The 22,657-nt window shown below is 62.7% G+C and carries 18 protein-coding genes and 3 pseudogenes; 20 read left to right on the top strand and 1 reads right to left on the bottom strand.

From position 1 onward, the window contains the following. Positions 1-52 precede the first annotated feature (52 nt). The 19 genes and pseudogenes from G4L39_RS04445 to G4L39_RS15885 all read left to right on the top strand — a co-directional run. The gene (locus tag G4L39_RS04445) at positions 53-325 is read left to right on the top strand and encodes a WXG100 family type VII secretion target (protein ID WP_165106231.1); all 273 of its coding nucleotides are present in this window, start codon (positions 53-55) and stop codon (positions 323-325) included. 3 nt (positions 326-328) lie between these two features. Next, positions 329-925 carry a hypothetical protein gene (locus tag G4L39_RS04450; RefSeq protein WP_165106233.1) on the top strand — a complete coding sequence of 199 codons (597 nt, stop codon included), beginning with the start codon at positions 329-331 and terminating at the stop codon, positions 923-925. Continuing rightward, a complete protein-coding gene (locus G4L39_RS04455) occupies positions 922-1,128 on the top strand; it encodes a hypothetical protein (RefSeq protein ID WP_165106234.1) in 207 nt (68 codons plus the stop codon). The genes G4L39_RS04450 and G4L39_RS04455 overlap by 4 nt, the downstream gene beginning before the upstream one ends. Continuing rightward, positions 1,121-5,053 carry an FtsK/SpoIIIE domain-containing protein gene (locus G4L39_RS15720; protein WP_165106236.1) on the top strand — a complete coding sequence of 1,311 codons (3,933 nt, stop codon included), beginning with the start codon at positions 1,121-1,123 and terminating at the stop codon, positions 5,051-5,053. Before G4L39_RS04455 ends, G4L39_RS15720 begins: the two co-directional genes overlap by 8 nt. 15 nt (positions 5,054-5,068) lie before the next feature. After that, positions 5,069-5,704, top strand: a complete 636-nt coding sequence (locus G4L39_RS04465; RefSeq protein ID WP_165106238.1) for a pseudouridine synthase — start codon at positions 5,069-5,071, stop codon at positions 5,702-5,704. Positions 5,705-6,125: 421 nt separating this feature from the next. Then, positions 6,126-6,560 (top strand): annotated as a pseudogene (locus tag G4L39_RS15875) (type I restriction-modification system subunit M N-terminal domain-containing protein); the annotation flags it as partial. 77 nt (positions 6,561-6,637) lie between these two features. Then, positions 6,638-6,856 (top strand): N-6 DNA methylase, encoded by a 219-nt coding sequence (locus G4L39_RS15880; RefSeq protein ID WP_425485733.1) that lies wholly within the window; start codon positions 6,638-6,640, stop codon positions 6,854-6,856. Between the two features lie 98 nt (positions 6,857-6,954). After that, entirely contained in the window at positions 6,955-7,245 is a 291-nt protein-coding gene (locus G4L39_RS04475; protein ID WP_165106239.1) for a nucleotidyltransferase family protein, read from the top strand. Continuing rightward, entirely contained in the window at positions 7,242-7,595 is a 354-nt protein-coding gene (locus tag G4L39_RS04480; RefSeq protein ID WP_165106241.1) for a HepT-like ribonuclease domain-containing protein, read from the top strand. The genes G4L39_RS04475 and G4L39_RS04480 overlap by 4 nt, the downstream gene beginning before the upstream one ends. Before the next feature lie 72 nt (positions 7,596-7,667). Continuing rightward, positions 7,668-7,976, top strand: coding sequence for a hypothetical protein (locus G4L39_RS04485; RefSeq protein ID WP_165106242.1), 309 nt, complete (start codon positions 7,668-7,670; stop codon positions 7,974-7,976). Beyond that, a complete protein-coding gene (locus G4L39_RS04490) occupies positions 7,940-8,308 on the top strand; it encodes an N-6 DNA methylase (protein ID WP_205880779.1) in 369 nt (122 codons plus the stop codon). The genes G4L39_RS04485 and G4L39_RS04490 overlap by 37 nt, the downstream gene beginning before the upstream one ends. Positions 8,309-8,370: 62 nt before the next feature. Next, positions 8,371-9,549, top strand: a complete 1,179-nt coding sequence (locus tag G4L39_RS04495; protein WP_165106244.1) for a Fic family protein — start codon at positions 8,371-8,373, stop codon at positions 9,547-9,549. Between the two features lie 33 nt (positions 9,550-9,582). Further along, the gene (locus tag G4L39_RS04500) at positions 9,583-11,610 is read left to right on the top strand and encodes a type I restriction-modification system subunit M (RefSeq protein ID WP_165106246.1); all 2,028 of its coding nucleotides are present in this window, start codon (positions 9,583-9,585) and stop codon (positions 11,608-11,610) included. Then, positions 11,607-13,724 (top strand): GmrSD restriction endonuclease domain-containing protein, encoded by a 2,118-nt coding sequence (locus G4L39_RS04505; protein ID WP_165106247.1) that lies wholly within the window; start codon positions 11,607-11,609, stop codon positions 13,722-13,724. Before G4L39_RS04500 ends, G4L39_RS04505 begins: the two co-directional genes overlap by 4 nt. Further along, on the top strand, positions 13,721-15,133 hold the full coding sequence (locus G4L39_RS04510; RefSeq protein ID WP_165106249.1) for a restriction endonuclease subunit S: 1,413 nt from the start codon (positions 13,721-13,723) through the stop codon (positions 15,131-15,133). Before G4L39_RS04505 ends, G4L39_RS04510 begins: the two co-directional genes overlap by 4 nt. Positions 15,134-15,190: 57 nt before the next feature. Then, positions 15,191-16,303, top strand: coding sequence for an AAA family ATPase (locus G4L39_RS04515; protein ID WP_165106250.1), 1,113 nt, complete (start codon positions 15,191-15,193; stop codon positions 16,301-16,303). Continuing rightward, positions 16,300-16,974, top strand: a complete 675-nt coding sequence (locus G4L39_RS04520; protein WP_165106252.1) for a DUF4276 family protein — start codon at positions 16,300-16,302, stop codon at positions 16,972-16,974. The genes G4L39_RS04515 and G4L39_RS04520 overlap by 4 nt, the downstream gene beginning before the upstream one ends. Positions 16,975-16,978: 4 nt before the next feature. After that, positions 16,979-19,998, top strand: a pseudogene (locus tag G4L39_RS15725) (type I restriction endonuclease subunit R). Between the two features lie 71 nt (positions 19,999-20,069). Continuing rightward, positions 20,070-20,216: pseudogene (locus G4L39_RS15885) on the top strand (type I restriction enzyme endonuclease domain-containing protein); the annotation flags it as partial. A gap of 15 nt (positions 20,217-20,231) precedes the next feature. Here the strand turns inward: G4L39_RS15885 and G4L39_RS04535 are convergent. Further along, complete coding sequence (locus G4L39_RS04535) at positions 20,232-21,359, bottom strand: glycoside hydrolase family 5 protein (RefSeq protein WP_205880783.1); 1,128 nt, start codon at positions 21,357-21,359, stop codon at positions 20,232-20,234. A gap of 371 nt (positions 21,360-21,730) precedes the next feature. Here G4L39_RS04535 and G4L39_RS04540 point away from each other — a divergent pair, with 371 nt between their 5' ends. Continuing rightward, positions 21,731-22,642: an HDOD domain-containing protein gene (locus G4L39_RS04540; protein WP_165106255.1), complete on the top strand. Its 912-nt coding sequence runs from the start codon at positions 21,731-21,733 to the stop codon at positions 22,640-22,642. Positions 22,643-22,657: the final 15 nt, after the last annotated feature.

Genomic DNA, 22,657 nt, shown 5'->3' on the forward strand with positions numbered 1-22,657 from the left:
CGAGCCGGTCAGGCCCGGACCGTCGCCCCGGGCCCGAAACGAGGATGGAACCATGGCACAAGCCATCATTGATCCGGAGGAGGTCCGCAGGTTCGCCGAGGAACTCAAACGCTTCAACGTCGAACTCCAAAACCGCATGGCCGCCCTCCAGGCACGGTTCAACGCCCTGGGCGATACCTGGCAGGACCAGGAACACGCCAAATTCGCCGAGGAATTCCGCGACACCATGAAGGTCCTCCGCAAATTCATCGAAGCCTCCAACCGCCAGGCACCCTTCCTCCTGCGCAAGGCCCAGCGCATCGAGGAATACCTCAAACAACACTGATCCATGGCTGACCAGGCCCGGGTCACCTCCATCGAAGCCATCGAGGCGTTCCGCAACCGCCTCATCCTCTTCCGCGACCGCGCCAGCCGCATCCTGGATGAGGTCTCCGAAACCCTCACCCGCACCCGAAACTGGCTCGATCACGAGTGCCCTGAACGACACCGCCAGGAACTGCGCCGACTGCAACGCCAGCTGGAGCAAAAGGAACAGGAACTCTTCTCCGCCCGACTCTCCCCCTTCCAGGAAACCGCCCCCGCCGAACAGGCCGCCGTCCAACGCCTCCGCCGTGCCATCGAGGACGTCGAACACCGCCTCCGCCGCGTCCGTTCCTGGCAACAACAGTTCGAACCCCGCATCCAAACCCAGGCCCGCCAAATCGAAAAACTCCGGCACCACCTCGACCACGACCTCGGCCGCGCTCTCAACTTCCTTACCGAAGCCGTCCGTTCCCTCGCCGCCTACGCCGAACTGCATCCTGCCGCCGCCGCCACCGGATCCCCCGCAACCCCAGCCAACCCCGACACCACCGACACCACCGACAAAACCGCCCACCCGAACCAACCCCCCACCCCAACCCCCACAACTCCCGGCCAACCATGACCGGCGCCCAAAACCGTCTCCTCGGCCTGCTCAAAGAACTGCGTTCCGAATGGGAACAAACCCGCAATTTCTGGACCGATGCCAAAGCCCTCGAATTCGAACAACGCTACCTCAACGAACTCCAGCAACAGGTCAACCAAACCGTCTCGGCCCTCGACGCCCTCGAACGACTCCTCCAACAACTCCATCGCGACTGTGAATAACCCCCTCCCCTCCATCACCAACACCCTCGCCCGACTGGAACAACTCCGGACGCTGGCCCGCGACCTCGCCGCCCGCGCCCGCCACCTCGAAGAAGACCTCACCACACGCACCCACCGCGTCCGGTACCAACACGAAGAAGCCCTCCGCGTCGCCCGCGAACAGCACGACACCGGCCGCGCCCGGCTCGAAACCCATGCCCGCGAACGTCGCACCTTCCTCGACCGCACCTTCCACCACCGCGAGCAACGCATCCAACGCGCCGCCGAAAACCAGCGTCAGCACACCCTCGCACGCATCGAGTCCCAGGCCGCCCGCACCACCTTCGAAATCCAACGCGCCCAACTCGAGGCCGACCGCCAACGCGACGCCGATCTCCAAACCGCCAAGGCCGACCACGAAGCCTTCCAAGCCCGGCTCGCCGAGGCCCGGCACCTCCACCACCAAACCCTCCAACACGCCTGCCTGCTCCTCACCCCCTGGCCCGCCCTCGTCCGCCTCTGCACCGAAACCGCCCCCGCCACTCAACCCCGGCCCGCACCCTCCCTCGACACCTTCAACGCCGAACTCGACACCCGCCTGCGGGAACTCGACAAAACCCTCCAAAAAGGCCGCCGACTCCTCCTGCCCCTGTTCCTGCGATACTGCCCATGGTGGCTGGGCGTCATCCTCACCGCCACGCTCCCCGCCCTGATCCTCTTCGGCCTCCTCAGGATCCACCCCGGCACGCTGAGCCCCACAAGCTGGGGCCTCTGGACCGCCGCCCTGCTCCTCTGGCCCCTGCTCCATACCGTGGGCCGGAGCCTGACCCGGCCCGTGGCCCTCGCCCTGAGCCGCCAACTCGCCGAATGCGCCGCATGGATCGAGGCCACCGCCCAACATGCCGAAACCGAATACCAGGCCCGCACCACCGCCATTCAAACCCTCCACCACCGCACAATCGAAACCCTCAACGCCAGCTGGCGCCAGCTCCGCGAAGAAACCCGCCACCTCCAAAACGAGGCCATCGAACGCATCGAACACCAGGCACGCCGCGCTCACCAGACCAACCAGCGCCTCCACGCTCTCCGAATCCAACAACTGGAAACCGACCTCGCCCACCAGCTCGCCCGGCTGGACGAGGAATTCCAACGACAGTGCCAGACCCTCGAAACCGCCACCCGCCAGCAGCTCCAGCGGCTCCAGGACGCCCACCGCGAAGGATGGGAACAAATCCGCACCGAATGGAACCAAACCGCCCTGCCCCTCCACGCCCAACTCCTCGAGCAAGCCCGCACCGCCGAGCGCGCCTTCCCGCCATGGTCCGACCCCGTCTGGATCCACTGGTCACCCCCCCCCGAATTCCCTCATGCCGCCCTGTTCGCCCACCTCTCGGTCGCATTGCCCGCCCTCTGCGGCACCGAGTTGACCGCCCACGGCCTCGCCCTCCCCCAACCCCACGAACTCCGACTCCCCCTCCTCCTCACCCTGCCCCACGAGGGTTCCCTCATCCTCGAAACCGCCCAAACCGGCGCCGAAACCGCCATCGCCACCCTCAACAACCTCATCCTCCGACTCCTCACCGCCGCACCCCCGGGCCGCATCGCCTTCACCATCCTCGACCCCGTCGGCCTCGGGCAGAACTTCGCCGGCCTCATGCACCTGGCCGACTACGAAGACCGCCTCATCCACGGCCGCATCTGGACCCAGCCCGCCCAAATCGAAGACCGCCTCGCCGAACTCAACGAACACATCGAAAAAGTCACCCAGATGTACCTCCGCAACGACTACGCCACCCTCACCGAATACAACCAACGCGCCGGCCGCCTCGCCGAAAAATACCACTTCCTCGTCGTCGCCCATTTCCCCGTCAACTTCACCGACCTCGCCGTCAAACGCCTCCTCAGCCTCGCCACCAGCGGGCCCCGCTGCGGCGTCTACCTCCTCCTCCACTGGGACCTCCGCCGACCCAACCCGCCCGAACTCGTCCCCGACGAACTCCGCAAAGCCGCACGCCGCATCGTCGCCCACCAGGATTCCTTCCGCCTCGCCGACGCCGATTTCGAAGGCACCCGACTCGAACTCGAATCCCCGCCCCCGCCCGACCTCGCCACCGAACTGCTCCATCGCATCGGCCAAAACAGCCGCGACGCCTTCAGGGTCGAAACCCCCTTCATCGACGCCGCACCCACCCCCGACCAGTTCTGGTCCGCCGACGCCACCGAGGAAATCCGCGTCCCCATCGGCCGCACCGGCGCCACCAAACTCCAATACCTCGCCCTCGGCCGCGGCACCCGCCAGCACGGCCTCGTCGCCGGCAAAACCGGCTCCGGCAAATCCACCCTCTTCCACGTCATCATCACCAACCTCGCCCTCTGGTACAGCCCCGACGAGGTCGAGTTCTACCTCGTCGACTTCAAAAAGGGCGTCGAATTCAAATGCTACGCCACCCACAAACTCCCCCACGCACGCGTCGTCGCCATCGAAAGCGACCGCGAATTCGGCCTCAGCGTGCTCCAACGCGTAGACGAGGAACTGCGCCGGCGCGGCGACCTGTTCCGCAAACTCGGCGTCCAGGACCTCCCCGGCTACCGCCGCCTCAACCCACCCGAACCGCTCCCGCGCATCCTCCTCCTCATCGACGAATTCCAGGAGTTCTTCGTCGAGGACGACCGCATCGCCCAAACCGCCGCACTCCTGCTCGACCGCATCGTCCGACAGGGCCGCGCCTTCGGCATCCACGTCCTGCTCGGCTCCCAAACCCTCGGCGGCGCCTACACCCTCGCCCGCTCCACCATGGGCCAAATGGTCGTCCGCATCGCCCTCCAATGCAACGAAGCCGACGCCCTCCTCATCCTCAACGAAGACAACCCCGCCCCGCGCCACCTCACACGCCCCGGCGAGGCCATCTACAACGACGAAGGCGGCGCCCTCCAGGGCAACAGCCCCTTCCAGGTCGTCTGGCTCCCCGAGGACGAACGCGACCATTGGCTCCGCCAAATCCGCCAACTGGCCGAAAACCATCCCCACCACGGCCGCCGCTTCGCCGCACGCGAGCCCGTCGTCTTCGAAGGCAACGCACCCGCTCACATCGATTCCAACCGCCCCCTCCGCCAACTCCTCTCGGCACCCGCACTCCAACCCTCAACCACACCGCGACTCTGGCTCGGCGAACCCAACGCCATCAAGGGCCCCACCGAAATCACCTTCCGCCGCCAGAGCGGGAATCACCTCCTCATCATCGGACCCCGCGACGAACCCGCCTTCACCATGCTCGCCCTCGCCCCCATCATGCTCGCCGCCCAACTCCCCCGCCACGCCGCACGCTTCTACTTCTTCGATGCCAGCCCGCCCGACGCACCCGAAACCCGCCTGCTCCAAAACCTCCTGCCCCAACTCCCACACCCCGCCCACCTCGTCCGACCCTCCGACACCGACCACACCCTCCGCGCCCTCCTGGCCGAAATCCAACAACGCACCGAAAACCCCGCCCCGGACCAGCCCCAACTCTTCCTCCTCGTCCACCGCATCCAGTACCACAAAAAACTCCGCTACGACGAGGACGCAGCCTTCGCCCTCGACTCCGACGCCGCCACCGAACACCCCGGCCTCATCTTCGACCGCCTCATCACCCAGGGCGGTAACCTCGGTTGCCACGTCCTCCTCACGTGCGACACCTACGCCAACCTCCTCCGCCAGCTCAGCCGCAAGGCCATCGCCGAATTCGAACTGCGCGTCCTCTTCCAAATGAGCGCCAACGACTCCGCCAGCCTCATCGACTCACCCCAGGCCAACCGCCTCGGCCTCCACCGCGCCCTCCTCTTCCACGGACAGGAAGGCTGGATCGAAACCTTCCGACCCTACGCATTGCCCGACCCCGCCTGGTTCCAACACGCCCTCCAACAACTCGCCCGACTCCACGCCGTCCCCGTCGAAGGCACACCCTGAGCCCGCACCCCCTCCATGCTCATCGCCTTCCACAAGCCCTGCGGCGTCCTCTCCCAATTCACACCCGATCACCCCGGCCAATTGACCCTCGCACAGTTCGGGTTCCCACCCCGCGTCTACCCCATCGGCCGCCTCGACGCCGACTCCGAAGGCCTTCTCCTCCTCTCCGATGAACCCGCCCTCACCGCACGTATCCTCGACCCGCGCCACGCACACCCGCGCGAATACTGGGTCCAAATCGAACGCATCCCAACCCCGGAAACCCTCCGCCAGCTCGAACGCGGCGTGCGCATCGGCAACCACCTCACCCGACCCTGCCGCGCCCGTTTCCTCGAACCACCACCCCAAATCCTCCCGCCCGAAGCCGACCCCGCCCAACACCCCATCGCCCTCGGCCCCCAGCCCCCGTTCATCCTGCCCGCACGCAACCCGCCCGTCCGATACCGCAAAACCGTGCCGGATTGCTGGATCGCCCTCGAACTCCACGAAGGCAAAAACCGACAGGTCCGCCGCATGACCGCCGCCGTCGGACACCCCACCCTCCGCCTCATCCGCGTCCGCATCGGCCAATTCTGGCTCGGTTCCCTTCCCCCGGGTCACTGGCGCATCCTCACCCCCGCCGAACGCCAGGCCGTCCTCGCCCGACCCTGAGGACGCCCCCAACCCGTCCCCGCCCCCGCAACCGTGAAAACCAGCCAACACCCGGGGTCGGACCCGCCCGGCGCGGCCACCGCACACCGGGTTTTACACGGACACAAGCCCCGTACATCCAAACAATCCTTCTAACCAACCCGGCACCGCCCAACCACCACCCAACCAATCGCCCCAACCCCTACCACCAGTGCCTGCGCCCTTCCTCGTGCGAACCTCCTTTGCTACGATCGCCGCGCGCAACACAAACCGCAGCACCCCATGACAGCACGGCCAACAACACCACTGACCCTCGCAATGAAAGGGCAATGGCCCAATCCTCCAGGGACCAACTCCATCCCACAGGAAGCCCACCAAACCTCAACACCCGGAAACACCTCCCTCCCGGTACAACCCTGAACCGCTGCACCAACTCTTCACCATGCCCAAAACCAGAACCAGGCAAAACAGCTCGAAAAACCGCCCCGCCTCCACGGGGGCCAACCTCGGTTTCGAGCCCAGCCTCTGGCAGGCAGCAAATGCCCTCCGCGGCTCGATGGACGCGGCCGAATACAAGCACGTGGTGCTCGGCCTCATCTTCCTGAAGTACATCTCCGACGCCTTCGAGGAGCACCGCAAGCGGCTCGAGCAGGAGCCCTACGCGGACCCGGAAGACCCCGACGAGTACCGGGCCGCGAACGTCTTCTGGGTACCGCCCGAAGCCCGCTGGGAGCGGCTTCAGCAGAACGCCCGCCAGCCCACCATCGGGCAAATCGTGGACGAGGCCATGGAGGCCGTGGAACAAGACAACCCGTCCCTCAAGGGGGTCCTCCCCAAGGACTACGCCCGCCCGGCCCTCGACAAGCAGCGACTCGGCCACCCGCCAGACAGAAAAAGCCGCTGCGGGACCGCCGTGGGGCGGTGCTCTTCATCGACGCCCGCCGGATGGGCCGGATGGTGCACCGCGTCCAGCGGGAGCTCACCAAGGAGGAGATCCAGAACATTGCCCGCACCTACCACGCCTGGCGGGGCGAACAGGACACGGGCCAGCACTGGGACGTCCCCGGTTTCTGCAAGAGCGCCACGCTGGAGGAGATCCGCCAGCACGGGTACGTTCACCCCGGGACGATATGTGGGCACGGTGGTGGATGTCGGACACGACAAGCCCTTTGACGAGACGATGCGCCGCCTCACCGCACAGCTCCGTGACCAGATGGCCATGGCCGGACGGCTGGCGGAAGCGATCTGGCGGAGCCAAGAGGGACTTCGCTATGACCCTTGAACAACTACTCAGAGAAAAGCGTGAAGACATCTTGCTCGTTTGCGCCAGGTACGGCGCGCGGAATGTCCGCGTCTTCGGTTCGGTGGCGCGTGGGGAAGCGGACGCACAAAGCGACCTGGACTTCCTTGTCGAGCTGGAACCGGGGCGGACCCTCTTCGACCTGGGCGGGCTCCAATACGATCTGGAGCAACTGCTCGGCTGCCCGGTGGACGTCGTGACCGAACGCGGGCTCAAGGTGCGGATCCGTGACCGCGTGGTTCAGGAGTCGGTGCCGCTGTGAGAGACCCCAAAGAACGGATACGGGACATCCTGGAGTCGATCGCGGCCATTGAGCGCTATCTGGATAGAGGCCGGGCCGCCTTCGAGCAGGACGAGCTCCTGCAGGGCTGGTTTGTCCGGCACCTGCAGATCATCGGCGAGGCCGCAAGGGCACTGCCCGAGGAAGTGCGGGCGTTGGCGCCCGACATTGAGTGGACCAAAATCATCGGTATGCGCAATGTCCTGGTCCACGGCTATTTCGATATCGACCGGGATCTCGTCTGGGATACTGCCCGGCGCGACGTCCCGGCACTCAAACCTCCCATGGAACGATTGCTGAAACGATTGGAGGAGCCGGGGTATGGCCGCTGAATCCAACAAGCCGAAACCACAGAGAGTCCCGGCAGATTCGCCCCTGCCACCGCCCGGTTGAATCGCCCAATTGTGCAAGAGGGTCTTGCCCAAATCTCATGGCTCCACAACTGCGTGCTGCTGGATAAAGTGAAAGATCCCCAAGCCCACTGGGAGTGCCTGCGGCAGAACCCCCTCCAGCCCACCATCGGTCAGATGGTGGACGAGGCCATGGAGGCGGTGGCACGAGACAACCCGCCCCTCAAGGGCCTGCTGGCCAGGGACTACGCCTACCCGGCCCTGAACAACCAGCGACTCGGCCACCCGCCGGACAGAAAAAGCCGCTGTGGGACCGCCGGGGGGCGGTGCTCTTCATCGACGCCCGCCGGATGGGCCGGATGATGGACCGCGTCCCTCGGGAACTCACCAAGGAGGAGATCCAGAACATTGCCCGCACCAACCACGCCTGGCAGGGCGAACACAACGCGGGCCAGCACCGGGAAATCCCCGGCTTCTGCAAGAACCCAACGCTCAAGGAGGTGCGCAAGCACGGCCAGGTCCGTACCCCCGCCGGCATGTCGGTGCCGAAGTCCGCGACGATGATCATGAGCCCTTTGGGGAGAAGATGGCGCGGCTCGGGAAGCAACTCCAAAAACAGCAGGCAGAGGCAGCAAGAGCTGGAAGCGGCCATCGAAGCCATGCCGCGCATGCCGGGGTTTTCAATGCAACGTTGATTCGATGCCGAACGGCTTTCTATGGTAAACGCAGCGTTTAGCTCAGGGGCCGCTCCTGCGCCATGATCAACGCGACCCATAACAAGACCACACGCGCAGGTCGTTCTGTGCGCCAGCCCGCTGGTTACCGCGCCTTCATCCCCGCGCCGCTGCCGCCCGACCCTCCTCTCGCCCTGTCCGGCTCCTTGCAGGAGGCGCCCTCCGCTGCCGACTGCGCCTTGGGACGGTTGGATGGCGCCGTGCTCACCCTGCCCAATCCCGATCTGTTCGTATTCATGTACGTGCGCAAGGAGGCCGTGCTCTCCAGCCGGATCGAAGGCACCGGGTCGTCGTTACAAAACCTGCCGGCCGCCGAGGCGCAACTGTTCGATCCCGAAATGCCCAAAGGCGTGCAGGAAGTGGCCAACTACGTGCGTGCCCTGAACCATGGCCTCGCGCGCCCGGCCGAGCTGCCGGTGTCGGTGCGGTTGATCCGCGAAATTCACGCCATGCTGATGGCAGGGCTGCGCGGCGGGCGGCTCACACCGGGGGAACTGCGCACGAGTCAAAACTGGATCGGCCCGGCGGGTGCCACGCCCAGCACGGCCACGTTCGTCCCCCCGCCGCCGCACAAAGTGTCGCAGGCACTCGCGTACCTCGAAAGATTCCTCCTCAGCGACCCAAGTCTGCCGCCACTCATCCAGGTGGGCCGGGCCCATGCCCGGTTCGAGACCATCCACCCTTTGCTCGACGGCAACGGCCGCCCCGGGCGACTTTTGATCACCTTTCTCCTCACCGAAAAACGCCTCCTCAGGAAGCCCGTGCTCTACCTCTCGCATTATTTCAAACGACACCGGGCCGGGTACTATGACCGCCCGCAAGCCGTGCGCGACGCGGGCGATTGGGAGGGCTGGCTCGAATTCTTCCTGCGCGGCGTGGCCGAAGTCAGTGCCGCGGCCACAGCCACCGCCGCCGCCATCCTGCGTATGCGTGAGGACTATCGAAACCGCATCACCGAACACCTCGGTCGTGCTGCCGCCAACGGCCACCGTGGGATGGACCACTTGTTTGACCACCTCATCATCACAATGGCCACCGTGCGCGACTGGCTCGGGATCACCCCCGTTGGCGCAAACCAGATCGTCAACCGCCTCGAAGCAATCGGCCTGCTGCGCGAAATCACCGGCCACGCGCGCAACCGGCGGTTTCGTTTCGAACCGTACCTCGAGCTATTCGAGGAACCGGAGGAAGCGCAACCGTGAACACGTTGCAACCTTTCTGGAGGAACGTTTGACATGGAAAACGGCCAACTCACCTGGATCACCAACTTCATCTGGGGCATTGCCGACGATGTCCTGCGCGACCTCTACGTGCGCGGCAAGTACCGCGACGTCATTCTCCCCATGACCGTCATCCGCCGACTGGACGCGGTCCTGGAACCCACCAAACAGGCGGTGCTCGACATGAAGGCCGCGCTCGACAGAGCCGGCATTACGAACCAGGACGCCGCCCTGCGCCAGGCCGCCGGTCAGGCCTTCTACAACACCTCTCCCTTCACGCTGCGCGATCTCAAGGCACGCGGTAACCGCCAGCAACTGGAGGCCGACTTCCGCGCCTACCTGGATGGCTTCTCGTCCAACGTCCAGGAGATCATCGACAACTTCGAGTTCCGCAACCAAATCCCCCGCCTGGCCAAAGCCGACGCACTGGGCGCCCTCATCGAAAAGTTCCTTGACCCCTCGATCAACCTCAGTCCCTACCCGGTGCTCAACAGCGACGGCACCGTCCGGCTGCCCGGCCTCGACAACCACGCGATGGGCACGATCTTCGAGGAGCTCGTGCGCCGCTTCAACGAAGAGAACAATGAAGAAGCCGGTGAACACTGGACCCCGCGCGACGCAGTGAAACTCATGGCCCGCCTGATCTTCGAGCCCATCGCCGACCAGATCACCGATGGCACCTACCTGCTCTACGACGGCGCCTGCGGCACCGGCGGGATGCTCACCGTGGCCGAGGAAACCCTCTTGCAACTGGCGCGCGAACGCGGCAAACAGGTCTCGGTGCACCTTTTTGGCCAGGAGATCAACGCCGAAACCTACGCCATCTGCAAGGCCGACCTGCTCATGAAGGGCGAAGGCGATGCCGCCGACAACATCGTCGGCGGGCCGGAACACTCGACCCTCTCCAACGACGCCTTCCCCGGCCGCACCTTCGACTTCATGCTCTCCAACCCGCCCTACGGCAAGAGTTGGAAGAGCGACCTCGAGCGCATGGGCGGCAAGGACGGCATCAGAGATCCGCGCTTTGTCGTGCAACACCGGGGCGAGGAGCTGTCGCTCATCACCCGCTCGAGCGACGGACAGATGCTGTTCCTGGTGAACATGCTCTCCAAGATGAAGCACGACACCCCGCTCGGCAGTCGCATCGCGGCGGTCCACGACGGCTCGTCGCTCTTTGCGGGGGACGCCGGCCAGGGCGAAAGCAACATCCGCCGCTGGATCATCGAAAACGACTGGCTCGAGGCCATCGTTGCCCTGCCGCTCAACATGTTCTCCAACACCGGCACCGCCACCTACGTCTGGGTGCTCACCAACCGCAAACCCGCCCGCCGCAAAGGCCGCGTCCTGCTCATCAATGCCACCGAGTGGTACAAGCCCTTGTCCAGAAACCTCGGCAAGAAAAACCGCGAGCTCGGTGAGGAGGAGATCCGCCTCATTGTGGACACCTTCCTCCAATTCGAGCAGACCGAGCACTCCATGATCCTCCGCAACGCCGCCTTCGGTTACTGGAAGGTGACGGTGGAGCGCCCGTTGCGCCTGAAAGGCATCGAGCCCGAGCGCGCCTACACCCCCAGGGAGCTCAAGGCGCTTCGGGAGTCGGCCGAGCGTGCCGACGACGCGCCGCCGGTGATCAAGAAGCTTCACAAACCCGGCACCGTGCCTGACCCGCTGCGCGGCCTGTTTGAGGTGACCATTCACGGCAAGCCCCGGGTGGTGGAGTATGAACCCGACACCGAACTGCGCGACACCGAGCAGATCCCGTTCCTCGAGTGCCAAGCCTGCCATACGCCCGGCCACCTGCCGAGCGCGGAGGACGAGCGCACGGCCATCGAAGCTTTCTTGCGCCGTGAGGTGCTGCCCTACGCGCCAGACGCCTGGTACGACCCGGCCAGCCTCAAGGTCGGCTACGAAATCAACTTCAACCGCTACTTCTACAAACCCAAGGCCCTGCGCACGCTCGAGGAGATCCGCGCCGACCTCTTCGCGGTGGAGAAGGAGGTGCAAGGGTTATTAAACGACATTTTTGGAGGGCACTTGGTATGAAGGCCACCGAAGCGAAACTTCTCGACTTCCTCCGGAAATCGCCGCAGTTCATCGTGCCTATCTTTCAACGCACCTACTCCTGGGGTGAGCGCCAGTGTCGCCGCCTCTGGGACGATATCTTGCGCACTGGTGCGAGCGAGCAGGTCGCTGCCCACTTCTTGGGATCGATCGTCTACATCGAAAAAGGACTCTATCAGGTCACTAGCCAAGCGCCCCTGCTCGTCATTGACGGCCAGCAGCGGCTGACCACGATCTCCCTTCTCCTAGAGGCTTTGGCGCGACACATCGGTGATGGAGAGCCGGTCGAGGGCTTCTCCGCTGAGAAGATCCGCCACTACTACCTGCTGAATCCGCTGGAGAAGGGTGACCGCGCCTACAAACTCCTACTCACAGATACCGACCGCGATACCCTGCTTGCATTGGTGCGTCAGAAGGCTCTTCCTGCCGAGCATTCGATCCGCATCGCTAAGAACTTTGAGTTCTTCCAAGAGCAGGTTAAAAATCTCGGTGACGATCTGAGGCCACTCTGCCACGGGCTCGCCAAGCTCGTGATCGTGGATATCGCTTTGAGCCGCGACAAGGACAACCCGCAGCTCATCTTCGAGAGTATGAACTCAACCGGGCTTGAGCTGACGCAGGCGGACCTAATCCGCAACTTCATTTTGATGGGCTTGGAGCCCGAGCACCAGGACCGCCTCTACGCCGACCACTGGCAGCCTATGGAACATGCCTTCGGCCAGGAAGCATACAGTCGCGAGTTCGATGCCTTCATGCGCCACTTTCTGACGCTCAAGACGGGCGAGATCCCGAAACTCAACGAAGTCTACGAGACATTCAAGGCGTACGCCGGTCGTCCTGAGGTGGCGGCTGCGGGGATCGATTCTGCGGGGATCGATTCCCTGGTGGCTGAAATCCACCGCTTCGCCAGCCACTACTGCGCTATGGCGCTCGGCAAGGAGCAGGACAAGGCGCTCAGCGCCGCCCTCAGCGACCTGCGTGAGCTCAAGGTCGACGTCGCCTGGCCATTCTTGCTCGAGCTGTACGACGACTACCGGCAGGGAATCCTCTCACACTCGGATTTTCTGCGGGCGGTGCGGCTGGTCGAGTCCTACGTCTTCCGGCGCGCCGTCTGCGGCATCCCCACGAACTCGCTCAACAAGACCTTTGCGACCTTCCGGCGCGCCCTCGACAAGGAGCGGTACCTCGAGAGCATCGAAGCGCACTTCCTGCTGCTCCCGTCCTATCGGCGATTCCCGCGCGACGACGAGTTCGAACGCGAACTCAAGGTCCGCGATCTCTACAACTTCCGTAGCCGTTCCTACTTGTTGCGCCGCCTTGAGAACCACGGCCGCAAGGAGCCGGTGCCGACGGAGGAATACACTGTTGAGCACATCCTGCCACAGAATGAAAATCTCTCGCAGGCATGGCGCGATGCCCTTGGCCCCGACTGGCAACGCATCCAACAGACTTGGCTCCACACCCTCGGCAATCTCACCCTGACCGGATACAACGCCGAGTACAGCGACCGGCCCTTTCCCGAGAAGCGCGACATGTCCGGCGGCTTTCGCGAAAGCCCGCTTTGGTTGAACAAGGGGCTTGCCCAGGTGGAGGTCTGGAACGCAGACGCAATACGAGCTCGTGCCGATCGGCTGGCGAAGCGTGCCCTCGAGGTCTGGCCCGCTCCCAGTCTCTCTGAGGACGTTCTCGAGCGCTACCGTCCGAAGCGTGAAGTCCAGGCGGCATACACAATCGAGGATCACCCCTACCTGGTCTCTGGCCCCATGGCCGATCTCTTCCAGGCCTTTCGCAGGGAAGTACTCGCTCTCGACCCCTGCATCACCGAGGAGTTCCTCAAGCTGTACGTCGCCTATAAGGCCGAAACAAACTTCGTGGACGTGGTGCCGCAGAAGAGCCGCCTGCGTCTTAAGCTCAACATGAAGTTCCATGAGGTGCACGACCCGCGCGGTATATGTCGAGACGTCAGCAACCTTGGCCGCTGGGGCAATGGCGACGTCGAAGTTATGCTCAGTCGCGCCGAGGATCTGCCCTATGTCATGGGACTCGTGCGCCAAGCCTTCGAGAAGCAGATGGGCGATGGGGAGGACGAATTATGATCGACGCGCTGACACCCTACCCCGCCTACAAAGACTCCGGGGTGCCGTGGCTCGGCCAAGTGCCGGAGCATTGGGAGGTGTTGCCGGGACGCGCGGTATTTCGTGAAATCAATGACCGTGGTCACCCTGACGAACAGATGCTGTCGGTAACCATCAAACGCGGCGTAGTCCGTCAGCAGCACTTGCTCGCGACCAGCTCCAAGAAAGACTCCTCGAACGAGGACAAGTCCACCTACAAACTCGTTCAACCGGATGACCTGGTGTACAACAAGATGCGAGCCTGGCAGGGGGCGGTTGGTGTCTCGGCTTACCGTGGAATCGTGAGCCCGGCTTACATCGTCCAGCGGCTAAGAAGCGCCGAGAACTTGCCTCGCTACATGCACTTTCTCCTTCGTACACCCCTATTCGCTGCGGAGGCGGAGCGATGGTCGTATGGCATTACTTCGGATCAGTGGAGTCTGCGGGCAGAGGAATTCAAGTGTGTCTACTTCTCACTTCCCCCCCTCCCCGAACAAACCGCCATCGTCCGTTTCCTCGACTACATGGACCGGCGGGTTTGGCGCGTCGTCCACGCCCGGCAGCGGCACATCACACTGCTCGACGAGTACCGGCAGGCCCTCATCCACCAGGCCGTTACCGGCCAAATCGACGTCCGCACGGGCAAACCCTACCCCGCCTACAAAGACTCCGGCGTCGAGTGGCTCGGCCAAGTGCCGGAGCATTGGGAGGTGCGACGGCTTAAGACAGCAGTCGATCACATAAACGAACAGACGAGTTTCAAGACCGATGAGGATCTCTACATAGCATTAGAGCACGTTGAGAGTTGGACAGGTCGCCTTCTGTTGCCAACCGGAGAAGCGCAGTTTGACAGTCAAGTGAAGCGCTTCCGAGCTGGAGATGTTCTTTTCGGAAAGCTTAGGCCATATCTTGCTAAGGTTGTTCGTCCCAAACAGAGTGGCGTCTGCGTTGGTGAGTTTTTTGTCTTGCGCGCAAGGCCCGTTCTTGCACCTCAGTATTTGGAGGTGGCTCTGCGATCGGCACCGGCTATTGATTTCATAAACAGCTCAACTTACGGTGCCAAGATGCCCCGAGCCGATTGGACGTTCGTTGGGGCAATGCTATTTCCCCTTCCTCCCCTCGCTGAACAAACCGCCATCGTGGAATACCTCGACGCGCAAACGGCCAAAATCGACGCCGCCATTGCCGCCCTCCGCCGCGAAATCGAACTCCTGCGCGAATATCGCGAGCGGCTGATTGCCGATGTGGTCACCGGCAAGGTGGACGTTCGCGAGGTGGCAGCGCGGTTGCCTGAGGAGCCGCAGCTTGAATCAGAACTTACAGAAATAGAGGTACCTGAGGGCAACGACGATGACACAATTGCATCTTCAGACGTATCTTGGGAGACGTAGAATGATACATTCGTCCGTATCCAAAAGCATCCGTGGAAAAGGTGAACGAGAACGACCATGCTAGAACGAATCGTCCTTCAAGGCTATAAATCAATCGAGAATGCGGATGTTTCACTCCGTCGGATAAATGTGCTAATCGGCGCAAACGGGGCTGGCAAATCGAACTTCGTGAGCCTGTTTCGGTTCATGAACCGCCTCGTGAGCCGGGAACTGCAGACCTACGTAGCGCAGGCTGGTGGGGCCGACCAGCTTCTGCACTACGGCCGTAAGACCACCGAGAGGCTGCACATCGAACTCTGGTTTCGTCAGGATGAGGACTTGGCCAACAGATATGAATGTACTCTGCTTCCCACCGCCGATGATTTTCTGGTTTTTCAAGAGGAGGGGGTTTATTTTCATAGCCGCCAGCGATATGAGCGACCCTACCTCAGCATTCACTCTGACCAGGCCCACAAGGAAACGCTCCTCATGGATTGGAGGCAAAGCGGCGACCGTGTGGCTTATTACGTCTTGAGCGCTCTGAATTCCTGGCAAGTGTATCACTTCCACGACACAAGTGCCTCAGCCAAAGTCAAGCAAACCGGAGACTTGCACGATAATCTCTTCCTGCGCCCTAATGCGTCTAACCTGGCCGCCTACCTGTATTTGCTGCGGGAAACCCAACAAGCCTACTACCGCAACATTGTGGAAACGGTCCGCTTGGCGGCGCCGTTTTTTGGTGATTTCGTGTTGCGTCCATCGCCGTTCAACCCGGAAAAAATCCGACTGGAATGGCAGGAGCGTGGTTCGGACCTCCTCTTTGGCCCCCATGCGCTTTCTGATGGCACGCTCCGGCTCATCTGCCTGGCTACGCTCTTTTTGCAGCCGCCAGACCGTCTCCCCACTACCATTGTCTTGGACGAACCCGAGCTCGGCCTGCATCCCTACGCGATTGCTCTGCTTGCGGACATGGTGCACAGTGCTTCGCAGCACACACAGGTCATCCTGGCAACTCAATCTGTCACGCTCGTCAACCAGTTCCAGCCCGAAGACATTCTGGTCGTTGACCGGGACCAAGGGAAAACGGTGTTTCGCCGTCTCGCCAAAGATGAAATGACCGCCTGGCTGGAAGATTATGGTCTGGGCGATCTGTGGGAGAAAAACCTGCTGGGAGGGCGGCCATCACAATGAAAAGGGTACTTATTTATGTTGAAGGGCAGACCGAAGAGACTTTCGTGCGAGATGTGCTGGCGCCCCACTTGATGAAGACGTGCCAGATCGAGCTGAAGCCAACGTTGGCTCGCACCAAGCACACAAAATCTGGCCAAACGTTCAAGGGCGGCATTGTCTCCTATGCGCAGGTTAAAGGAGATATCCAAAGACTTTTAGGAGATAGTAATGCCGCACTGGTTACAACGATGATAGATTATTACGGTTTGCCGGATAATTTTCCGGGCAAAGATACGCTTCCCGCTGGCACCCCATACGTCCGTGTACGCCACTTGGAGAATGCGTTCGCGAACGATATTGGAGATCCTCGCTTCCTGCCTTTCCTGGTCTTGCACGAGTTTGAGACCCTTGTGCTTGTGAAACCTGAGAATCTTGGCAAGGTATTGCCCCAATATGAAAACCAACTGCAAGCTCTGGTGAAGAATATCCGCGGCATCCCGCCGGAAGAAGTCAATGACGGCCCTCAAACTCACCCATCTGCTCGTATTTTGCAACACTTCCGAGGATACCAGAGGAGATTGCATGGCCCTCTCGTCATCAAGGATATCGGCCTCGAAACCATCCGTGAACAATGTACTCACTTCAACGAATGGCTAAAGAAACTGGAAGGTTTATGCGAAGTGACGCAATGAAGCGATGAAACCCACCGACACCAGTGAAGCCGGCCTTGAAACCCTGATCTGCCGGGTGCTGACGGGCAGTGACTGCACACCCCGGGCCGCCGGTTCCCCGGCGGTCGTCGCCGAAACCGCGGCGCCCTACGGCGGTATGGGCTGGTTGCCGGGCGATCCGGCCGATTACGACCGCGAGTACTGCGTCGATCTGGTTCAGCTTGCGGCGTTTCTGCGTGCCACCCAGCCCAAGGTGGCCGCGGCACTCGATCTCGACCAGGACAGTCCCACGCGGCGGAAGTTTCTGGCGCGGCTCCAGGGCGAGGTGAGCAAGCGCGGCGTGGTGGACGTGTTACGCAACGGCATCCAGCACGGGCCGCACCGCATCGAGCTTTTCTTCGGCACGCCTTCGCCTGGAAACGAGTACGCGCGGGCGCTCCATGAGCAGAACCGCTTCACTGTCACCCGCCAGCTTCGCTACAGCCGCGACGAGAGGCAGCGGGCGCTGGATCTGGTTCTCTTCATCAACGGCCTGCCGGTTTTCACGTTCGAGCTCAAGAACCGCCTGACCAAACAAACGGTGCATGATGCCATCGAGCAGTACAAGCGCGACCGAAACCCGCGCGAGAAGCTATTTGATTGGGACGGTGTGTGGCGCACTTCGCCCTGGACGACAACGAGGTGTGGTTCTGCACGCACCTTCAGGGCAAGGCGTCGTGGTTTCTGCCGTTCAACAAGGGATGGAACGACGGCGCGGGCAATCCCCCCAATCCGCGCGGGCTCAAGACCGACTACCTGTGGCGGGAGATCCTCACCCGCGAGAGCCTGACCGACATCCTCGAGAACTACGCGCAACTGGTTGAGCAGAAGGACCCGAAGACCGGGAAGCGGTCGCGGAAGCAAATCTTCCCCCGCTACCACCAGCTCGACGTGGTGCGCAAGCTGCTTGCCGATGCACGGGAACATGGCGCAGGCCGGCGCTATCTCATCCAGCATTCGGCGGGGAGCGGCAAGTCGAATTCCATCGCCTGGTTGGCCCACCAGCTCATCGGTCTCGCCAAAGATGGAAAGCCCGTCTTCGATTCCATCATCGTCGTGACCGACCGGCGCATCCTGGACCAGCAGATCCGGGACACGGTCAAGCAGTTCGCCCAGGTGAGCGCCACGGTGGGGCACGCCGAGCATTCCGGCGACCTGCGGCGCTTCATCGAGAGTGGCAAGAAGATCATCATCACGACGCTGCAGAAGTTCCCGTTCATCCTCGACGACATCGGCAACGAGCATCGCGGGCGCCGATTTGCGATCATCATCGACGAGGCGCATTCGAGCCAGGGCGGGCGAACAACGGCCAAGATGCACCAGGCCCTTTCCGGCTCGATTGGTGAGGATGAGGAGGACACGTTCGAGGACCAGATCAACCGATTGATGGAGTCCCGGAAGCTTTTGCCCAACGCCAGCTACTTCGCCTTCACCGCCACGCCAAAAAACAAAACGCTGGAAATCTTCGGCACACCCGATCCGCAGCCCGACGGTACGGTGAAGCACCGGCCGTTCCATAGCTACACCATGAAACAGGCCATCTAGGAAGGCTTTATCCTGGACGTGCTGGCAAACTACACGCCCGTCAAAAGCTACTACAAGCTCGTCAAGACCATCGAGGATGACCCCGAGTTCGACGTCAAAAAGGCGCAGAAGAAGCTGCGCCGCTTCGTCGAGGGGCACGAGTACGCCATCCGGCTCAAGGCCGAGATCATGGTGGACCACTTTCATGAGCAGGTACTTGCCAGGGGCAAGATCGGCGGCCAGGCGCGGGCGATGGTGGTGACCGGCAGCATCGAGCGTGCAATCGAGTACTTCCACGCTTTTCAGAAGTACCTTGCCGAGCGCAAAAGCCCGTATCAGGCCATCGTGGCCTTCTCGGGCGAGCATGAATACGGCGGCGTGAAGGTCACCGAGGCCAGCTTGAACGGTTTCCCCTCGAACCAGATCCCCGACAAGATCCGGGAAGATCCCTACCGGTTCCTGATTTGTGCCGACAAGTTCCAAACCGGCTACGACGAGCCGCTCTTGCACACGATGTACGTGGACAAGCATCTCTCCGGGGTCAAGGCGGTGCAGACCCTTTCTCGCCTCAACCGCGCCCACCCGCAAAAGCACGACACCTTTATCCTCGACTTCGTCAACGACCCGGAGACGATCCGAAAGGCCTTCGAGCCCTACTACCGGACGACCATTCTCGCCGACGAAACCGACCCGAACAAGCTGCACGACCTCAAGGCGGATCTGGACGGCTACCAGGTATATGCCCCTGAGCAAGTGAATGAACTGGTACGGTGCTACCTCGCCGGCGCCGATCGCGACCAGCTCGACCCGATCCTTGACGCCTGCGTCGCCGCCTACCTGGAGCAGCTCGATGAGGACGCTCAGATCGACTTCAAAGGCAAGGCCAAGGCGTTTCTGCGAACCTACAGCTTCCTGTCCACGATTCTCCCCTACACCAATGCCGAGTGGGAGAAGCTATCGATCTTCCTCAACTTCCTGGTACCCAAGCTGCCGGCGCCCAAAGAGGAAGACCTGTCCAAGGGCATCCTCGAGGCGATCGACATGGACAGCTACCGGGTTGAAAAGCAGGCCACCATGAGGATTGCGCTTCCCGACGCGGATGCCGAGATCGAACCGGTGCCCACCGCAAGCGGTGGTTACAAGCCCGAACCGGAGCTCGACCGTCTCTCGAACATCATCAGGACCTTTAACGAGCAGTTCGGCAATATCCCCTGGACCGACGCCGATCGGGTGCGCAAATTGATCACCGAGGAGATTCCTGCACGCGTAGCGGCCGACACCGCCTATCAGAACGCCCGCAAGCATTCCGACAAACAGAACGCCCGCATCGAGCACGACAAGGCTCTTCAGCGGGTCATGATTGCGCTGCTCAAGGACGACACCGAACTCTTCAAGCAGTTCAGCGACAATGAGTCGTTCCGTCGCTGGCTGACCGATACGGTATTCGCACTGACCTACAACGAACCCGGCAGCGCGAGGTAACCAGTACGAGTTCATCGGCGGCTTCGGCCACGCATTCGGGACGTGCTGCCAAAAGCCTCCTTTATCCCTTTAAGGAGAACGCCCGGGCACGGCTCCGGGTGCTCGTCAAGCGCGTGCTCCGCAAACACGGCTACCCTCCGGACAAGCAGCAAAAGGCCACGGATACCGTGCTCGAGCAGACCGAGGCCCTGTGCAACGAATGGCTGGCGGCGGTTTGAACGCCCCACCACGCCTCAACAGCCGGGCTGCAAACCGAGTGCCTCCGCCACCACGGGGTCCACCACCGGCCGACCCTCCACATGTTGCCGCGCCAACCCAAAGCCCTCGTCCCACCCCCACACCGCCCAGCCCAAATCGTGCGCGCGCAGGATCCGTCCAAAATCGCGGAACCATTGGGCCCGATGCTCCGGCCGCGCATAACGCTGAAACACACCAAACTCCCCGCAATACAACGGTACCCCGTGCCGCTCGCCCCATTCCATGGCCTGTCGAAACTGCGCCGCCAACCGTTCGCCGTCCCACCGCTGCTGACCGTACCGCTCCAGCATCGCCCTCGACCGCGGATGCCCTGCCAGCTCCTCCAACAACGGCTCCACGGCCTCCGGACTGGACGGGTACGGCACCTGCCGCAGGGGTTTGACCTCCTCACTCGACCACGTGGCACCCTGATGCGTGAAAATGAACGGCTCGTAAAAGTGAAACGAATACACCACGTTGCCGTCGGCCACCGGTTCCATCCGCCGCAAACCCTGGATCCCGCCCCAGTTCGGTCCCGAGGTGATGATGGTATGCGCGGCCGCCCTGCGCCGGATCGTGGCCACCAATCTCGCGTTCCATCGGATCCACTCCTCCTCCCGTCCGGCAAACACCGGTTCGTTGATGACCTCCAGAAAGGTCAGCTCGGGATCCAGCTCCGCCAGTCGCGCGGCCAGCGAATCCCAGAACTTCTCAAAGGCCGCCTGCCAGTCCGGATTCAGCTCCGCCTCCCGGTCTTCGTTGTGAATGTCCACCACCACCGCCAGATCCGCGTGGTGAAACCGCCGAATGGCCTCCTCCAGATGCGGCAGTACCTCCGGCCGTGGCCGACCCTCCCGCGCGTCCAGGATCACCCCCGGTGCCACGCAAAGTCGCACGTGTCGCAAACCGATTTGCCGCATGCACGCCATTTCCCCGGCCGTCATGTAACCCTGGAAATGTTCGGCCGAGGCACGTCGCGGGAAACGGAACCACCGGCAGACATTGGCCCCCGGAGCCAGCCGCCGGAGCCGGGTCTCCGGCACCTGACTTCGCCCCGGTGCGGCCGTCAACCGGCCCAGGGCGGCCAGCCCTGCCAAAACACCCAAAAAGGTGCGTCGGGTCATTTCGTGAACGGGTTGAGGCGCGGTCATACCAAACCAGACGGCCCCGGGCAGTCCGGGATTCACACAAATTCGTGCCCCCTTTCAGAAAGGGCCATGGTCCGCAATGCTGCCCGGACCAGACAACGGATTCCTGACCGATCCGCGACAGCCGCAACGGGCCGCCACCCCGCGCCGTCAGCCACCCTTCGGGACATTTCGACACACCTTGTCCGGCCCGGCCGCCCCGCACTGGACCGACGCAGCGGGGTGGCCCGGTGATGGAGGAGTTGGATCCCGGGCCGGTTCATATCCCGAGGGGGCGAACCCGGATTTTCTCCTTAGGTTCAGGGCTGAACCATCCGATGTAGGATTGGCAAAAACCTTGAGGCGCCATGCAGGAAGTCACGACCAAAGCAGACGTGCGGCCGCTGAGCCTGAGCCAGATCCAGGCCCAGGTGGCGCGGTGCCCTTCCCTACCATCCCTCGGCAGCATCAACAAGGCGTTGCAGGAGCTGTTGGGTGCGGAACAGCGTTACTCCGCGCAGATTTCCGAAATCATCCGGCGCGATCCCAGCCTGACCTCCCGGCTGCTCCGGTTGGTGAACTCCGTCTATTACGGTCTGGCCCAGCCGGTCAACAGCATCGAAGAGGCGGTTTTCTACCTGGGCATACGTCAAATCCGGCAGCTTGCCCTGGTCACGCCCATCATTGAGGATTTCCAGCGGCTCACCCGCCAGTGCCAGTTCCCGTGGCGCGAGTTCTGGCAACACTGCATCGGGGTGGCCATCCTCACCCGCGAGGTACTCAGCACCGTCCAGACCCCCATGGACGAGTCCGATTACGTTGCGGGACTGGTCCATGACGTGGGCAAGATCGTCATGGCATGGGCCTTCCCCGATCATTTTGCCGAAATCCATCGTCAGGCCGTGGCCGGGACGCGCGATCTGATTGAAATCGAACGCGAGGTGCTGGGCATGGACCATGCCAACCTGGGTGGCCTCTACCTCGAACGCCAACGCCTGCCGGATCTCATGATCCAGGCCGCCCGATACCATCACCAGCCCGAAAAGGCCGAACGTTACCAGGCGCTGGTGGCGTCGGTTCAGGTGGCGGACCTTCTTCTGCGTGCCGAGGGCATCGGCTGCAGCGGAAATTTCGTGCCCGTGACCCGGGAACAATGCCAGAACAGCGCCGGTTGGCACGTACTGTTCCCGAATCCCAGGGAATCCGATCAGGCCATTGCCCTGGCCTCCCTCCAGCGCAGCCTCGAACGGCTGCCGCACATCCTCGAGGGCCTGGTGTAGCTCTCGCACTGCCCG

The organism is Limisphaera ngatamarikiensis (assembly GCF_011044775.1).
Taxonomy (GTDB): Bacteria; Verrucomicrobiota; Verrucomicrobiia; order Limisphaerales; family Limisphaeraceae; genus Limisphaera; species Limisphaera ngatamarikiensis.

Bases quoted from the DNA above. Each gene is read 5' to 3' on its own strand.
- G4L39_RS04445 (WP_165106231.1), top strand. From the start codon at position 53: ATGGCACAAGCCATCATTGATCCGGAGGAGGTCCGCAGGTTCGCCGAG.
- G4L39_RS04450 (WP_165106233.1), top strand. From the start codon at position 329: ATGGCTGACCAGGCCCGGGTCACCTCCATCGAAGCCATCGAGGCGTTC.
- G4L39_RS04455 (WP_165106234.1), top strand. From the start codon at position 922: ATGACCGGCGCCCAAAACCGTCTCCTCGGCCTGCTCAAAGAACTGCGT.
- G4L39_RS04465 (WP_165106238.1), top strand. From the start codon at position 5,069: ATGCTCATCGCCTTCCACAAGCCCTGCGGCGTCCTCTCCCAATTCACA.
- G4L39_RS15880 (WP_425485733.1), top strand. From the start codon at position 6,638: ATGGTGCACCGCGTCCAGCGGGAGCTCACCAAGGAGGAGATCCAGAAC.
- G4L39_RS04475 (WP_165106239.1), top strand. From the start codon at position 6,955: ATGACCCTTGAACAACTACTCAGAGAAAAGCGTGAAGACATCTTGCTC.
- G4L39_RS04495 (WP_165106244.1), top strand. From the start codon at position 8,371: ATGATCAACGCGACCCATAACAAGACCACACGCGCAGGTCGTTCTGTG.
- G4L39_RS04500 (WP_165106246.1), top strand. From the start codon at position 9,583: ATGGAAAACGGCCAACTCACCTGGATCACCAACTTCATCTGGGGCATT.
- G4L39_RS04505 (WP_165106247.1), top strand. From the start codon at position 11,607: ATGAAGGCCACCGAAGCGAAACTTCTCGACTTCCTCCGGAAATCGCCG.
- G4L39_RS04510 (WP_165106249.1), top strand. From the start codon at position 13,721: ATGATCGACGCGCTGACACCCTACCCCGCCTACAAAGACTCCGGGGTG.
- G4L39_RS04515 (WP_165106250.1), top strand. From the start codon at position 15,191: ATGCTAGAACGAATCGTCCTTCAAGGCTATAAATCAATCGAGAATGCG.
- G4L39_RS04520 (WP_165106252.1), top strand. From the start codon at position 16,300: ATGAAAAGGGTACTTATTTATGTTGAAGGGCAGACCGAAGAGACTTTC.
- G4L39_RS04535 (WP_205880783.1), bottom strand. From the start codon at position 21,359: ATGACCCGACGCACCTTTTTGGGTGTTTTGGCAGGGCTGGCCGCCCTG.
- G4L39_RS04540 (WP_165106255.1), top strand. From the start codon at position 21,731: ATGCAGGAAGTCACGACCAAAGCAGACGTGCGGCCGCTGAGCCTGAGC.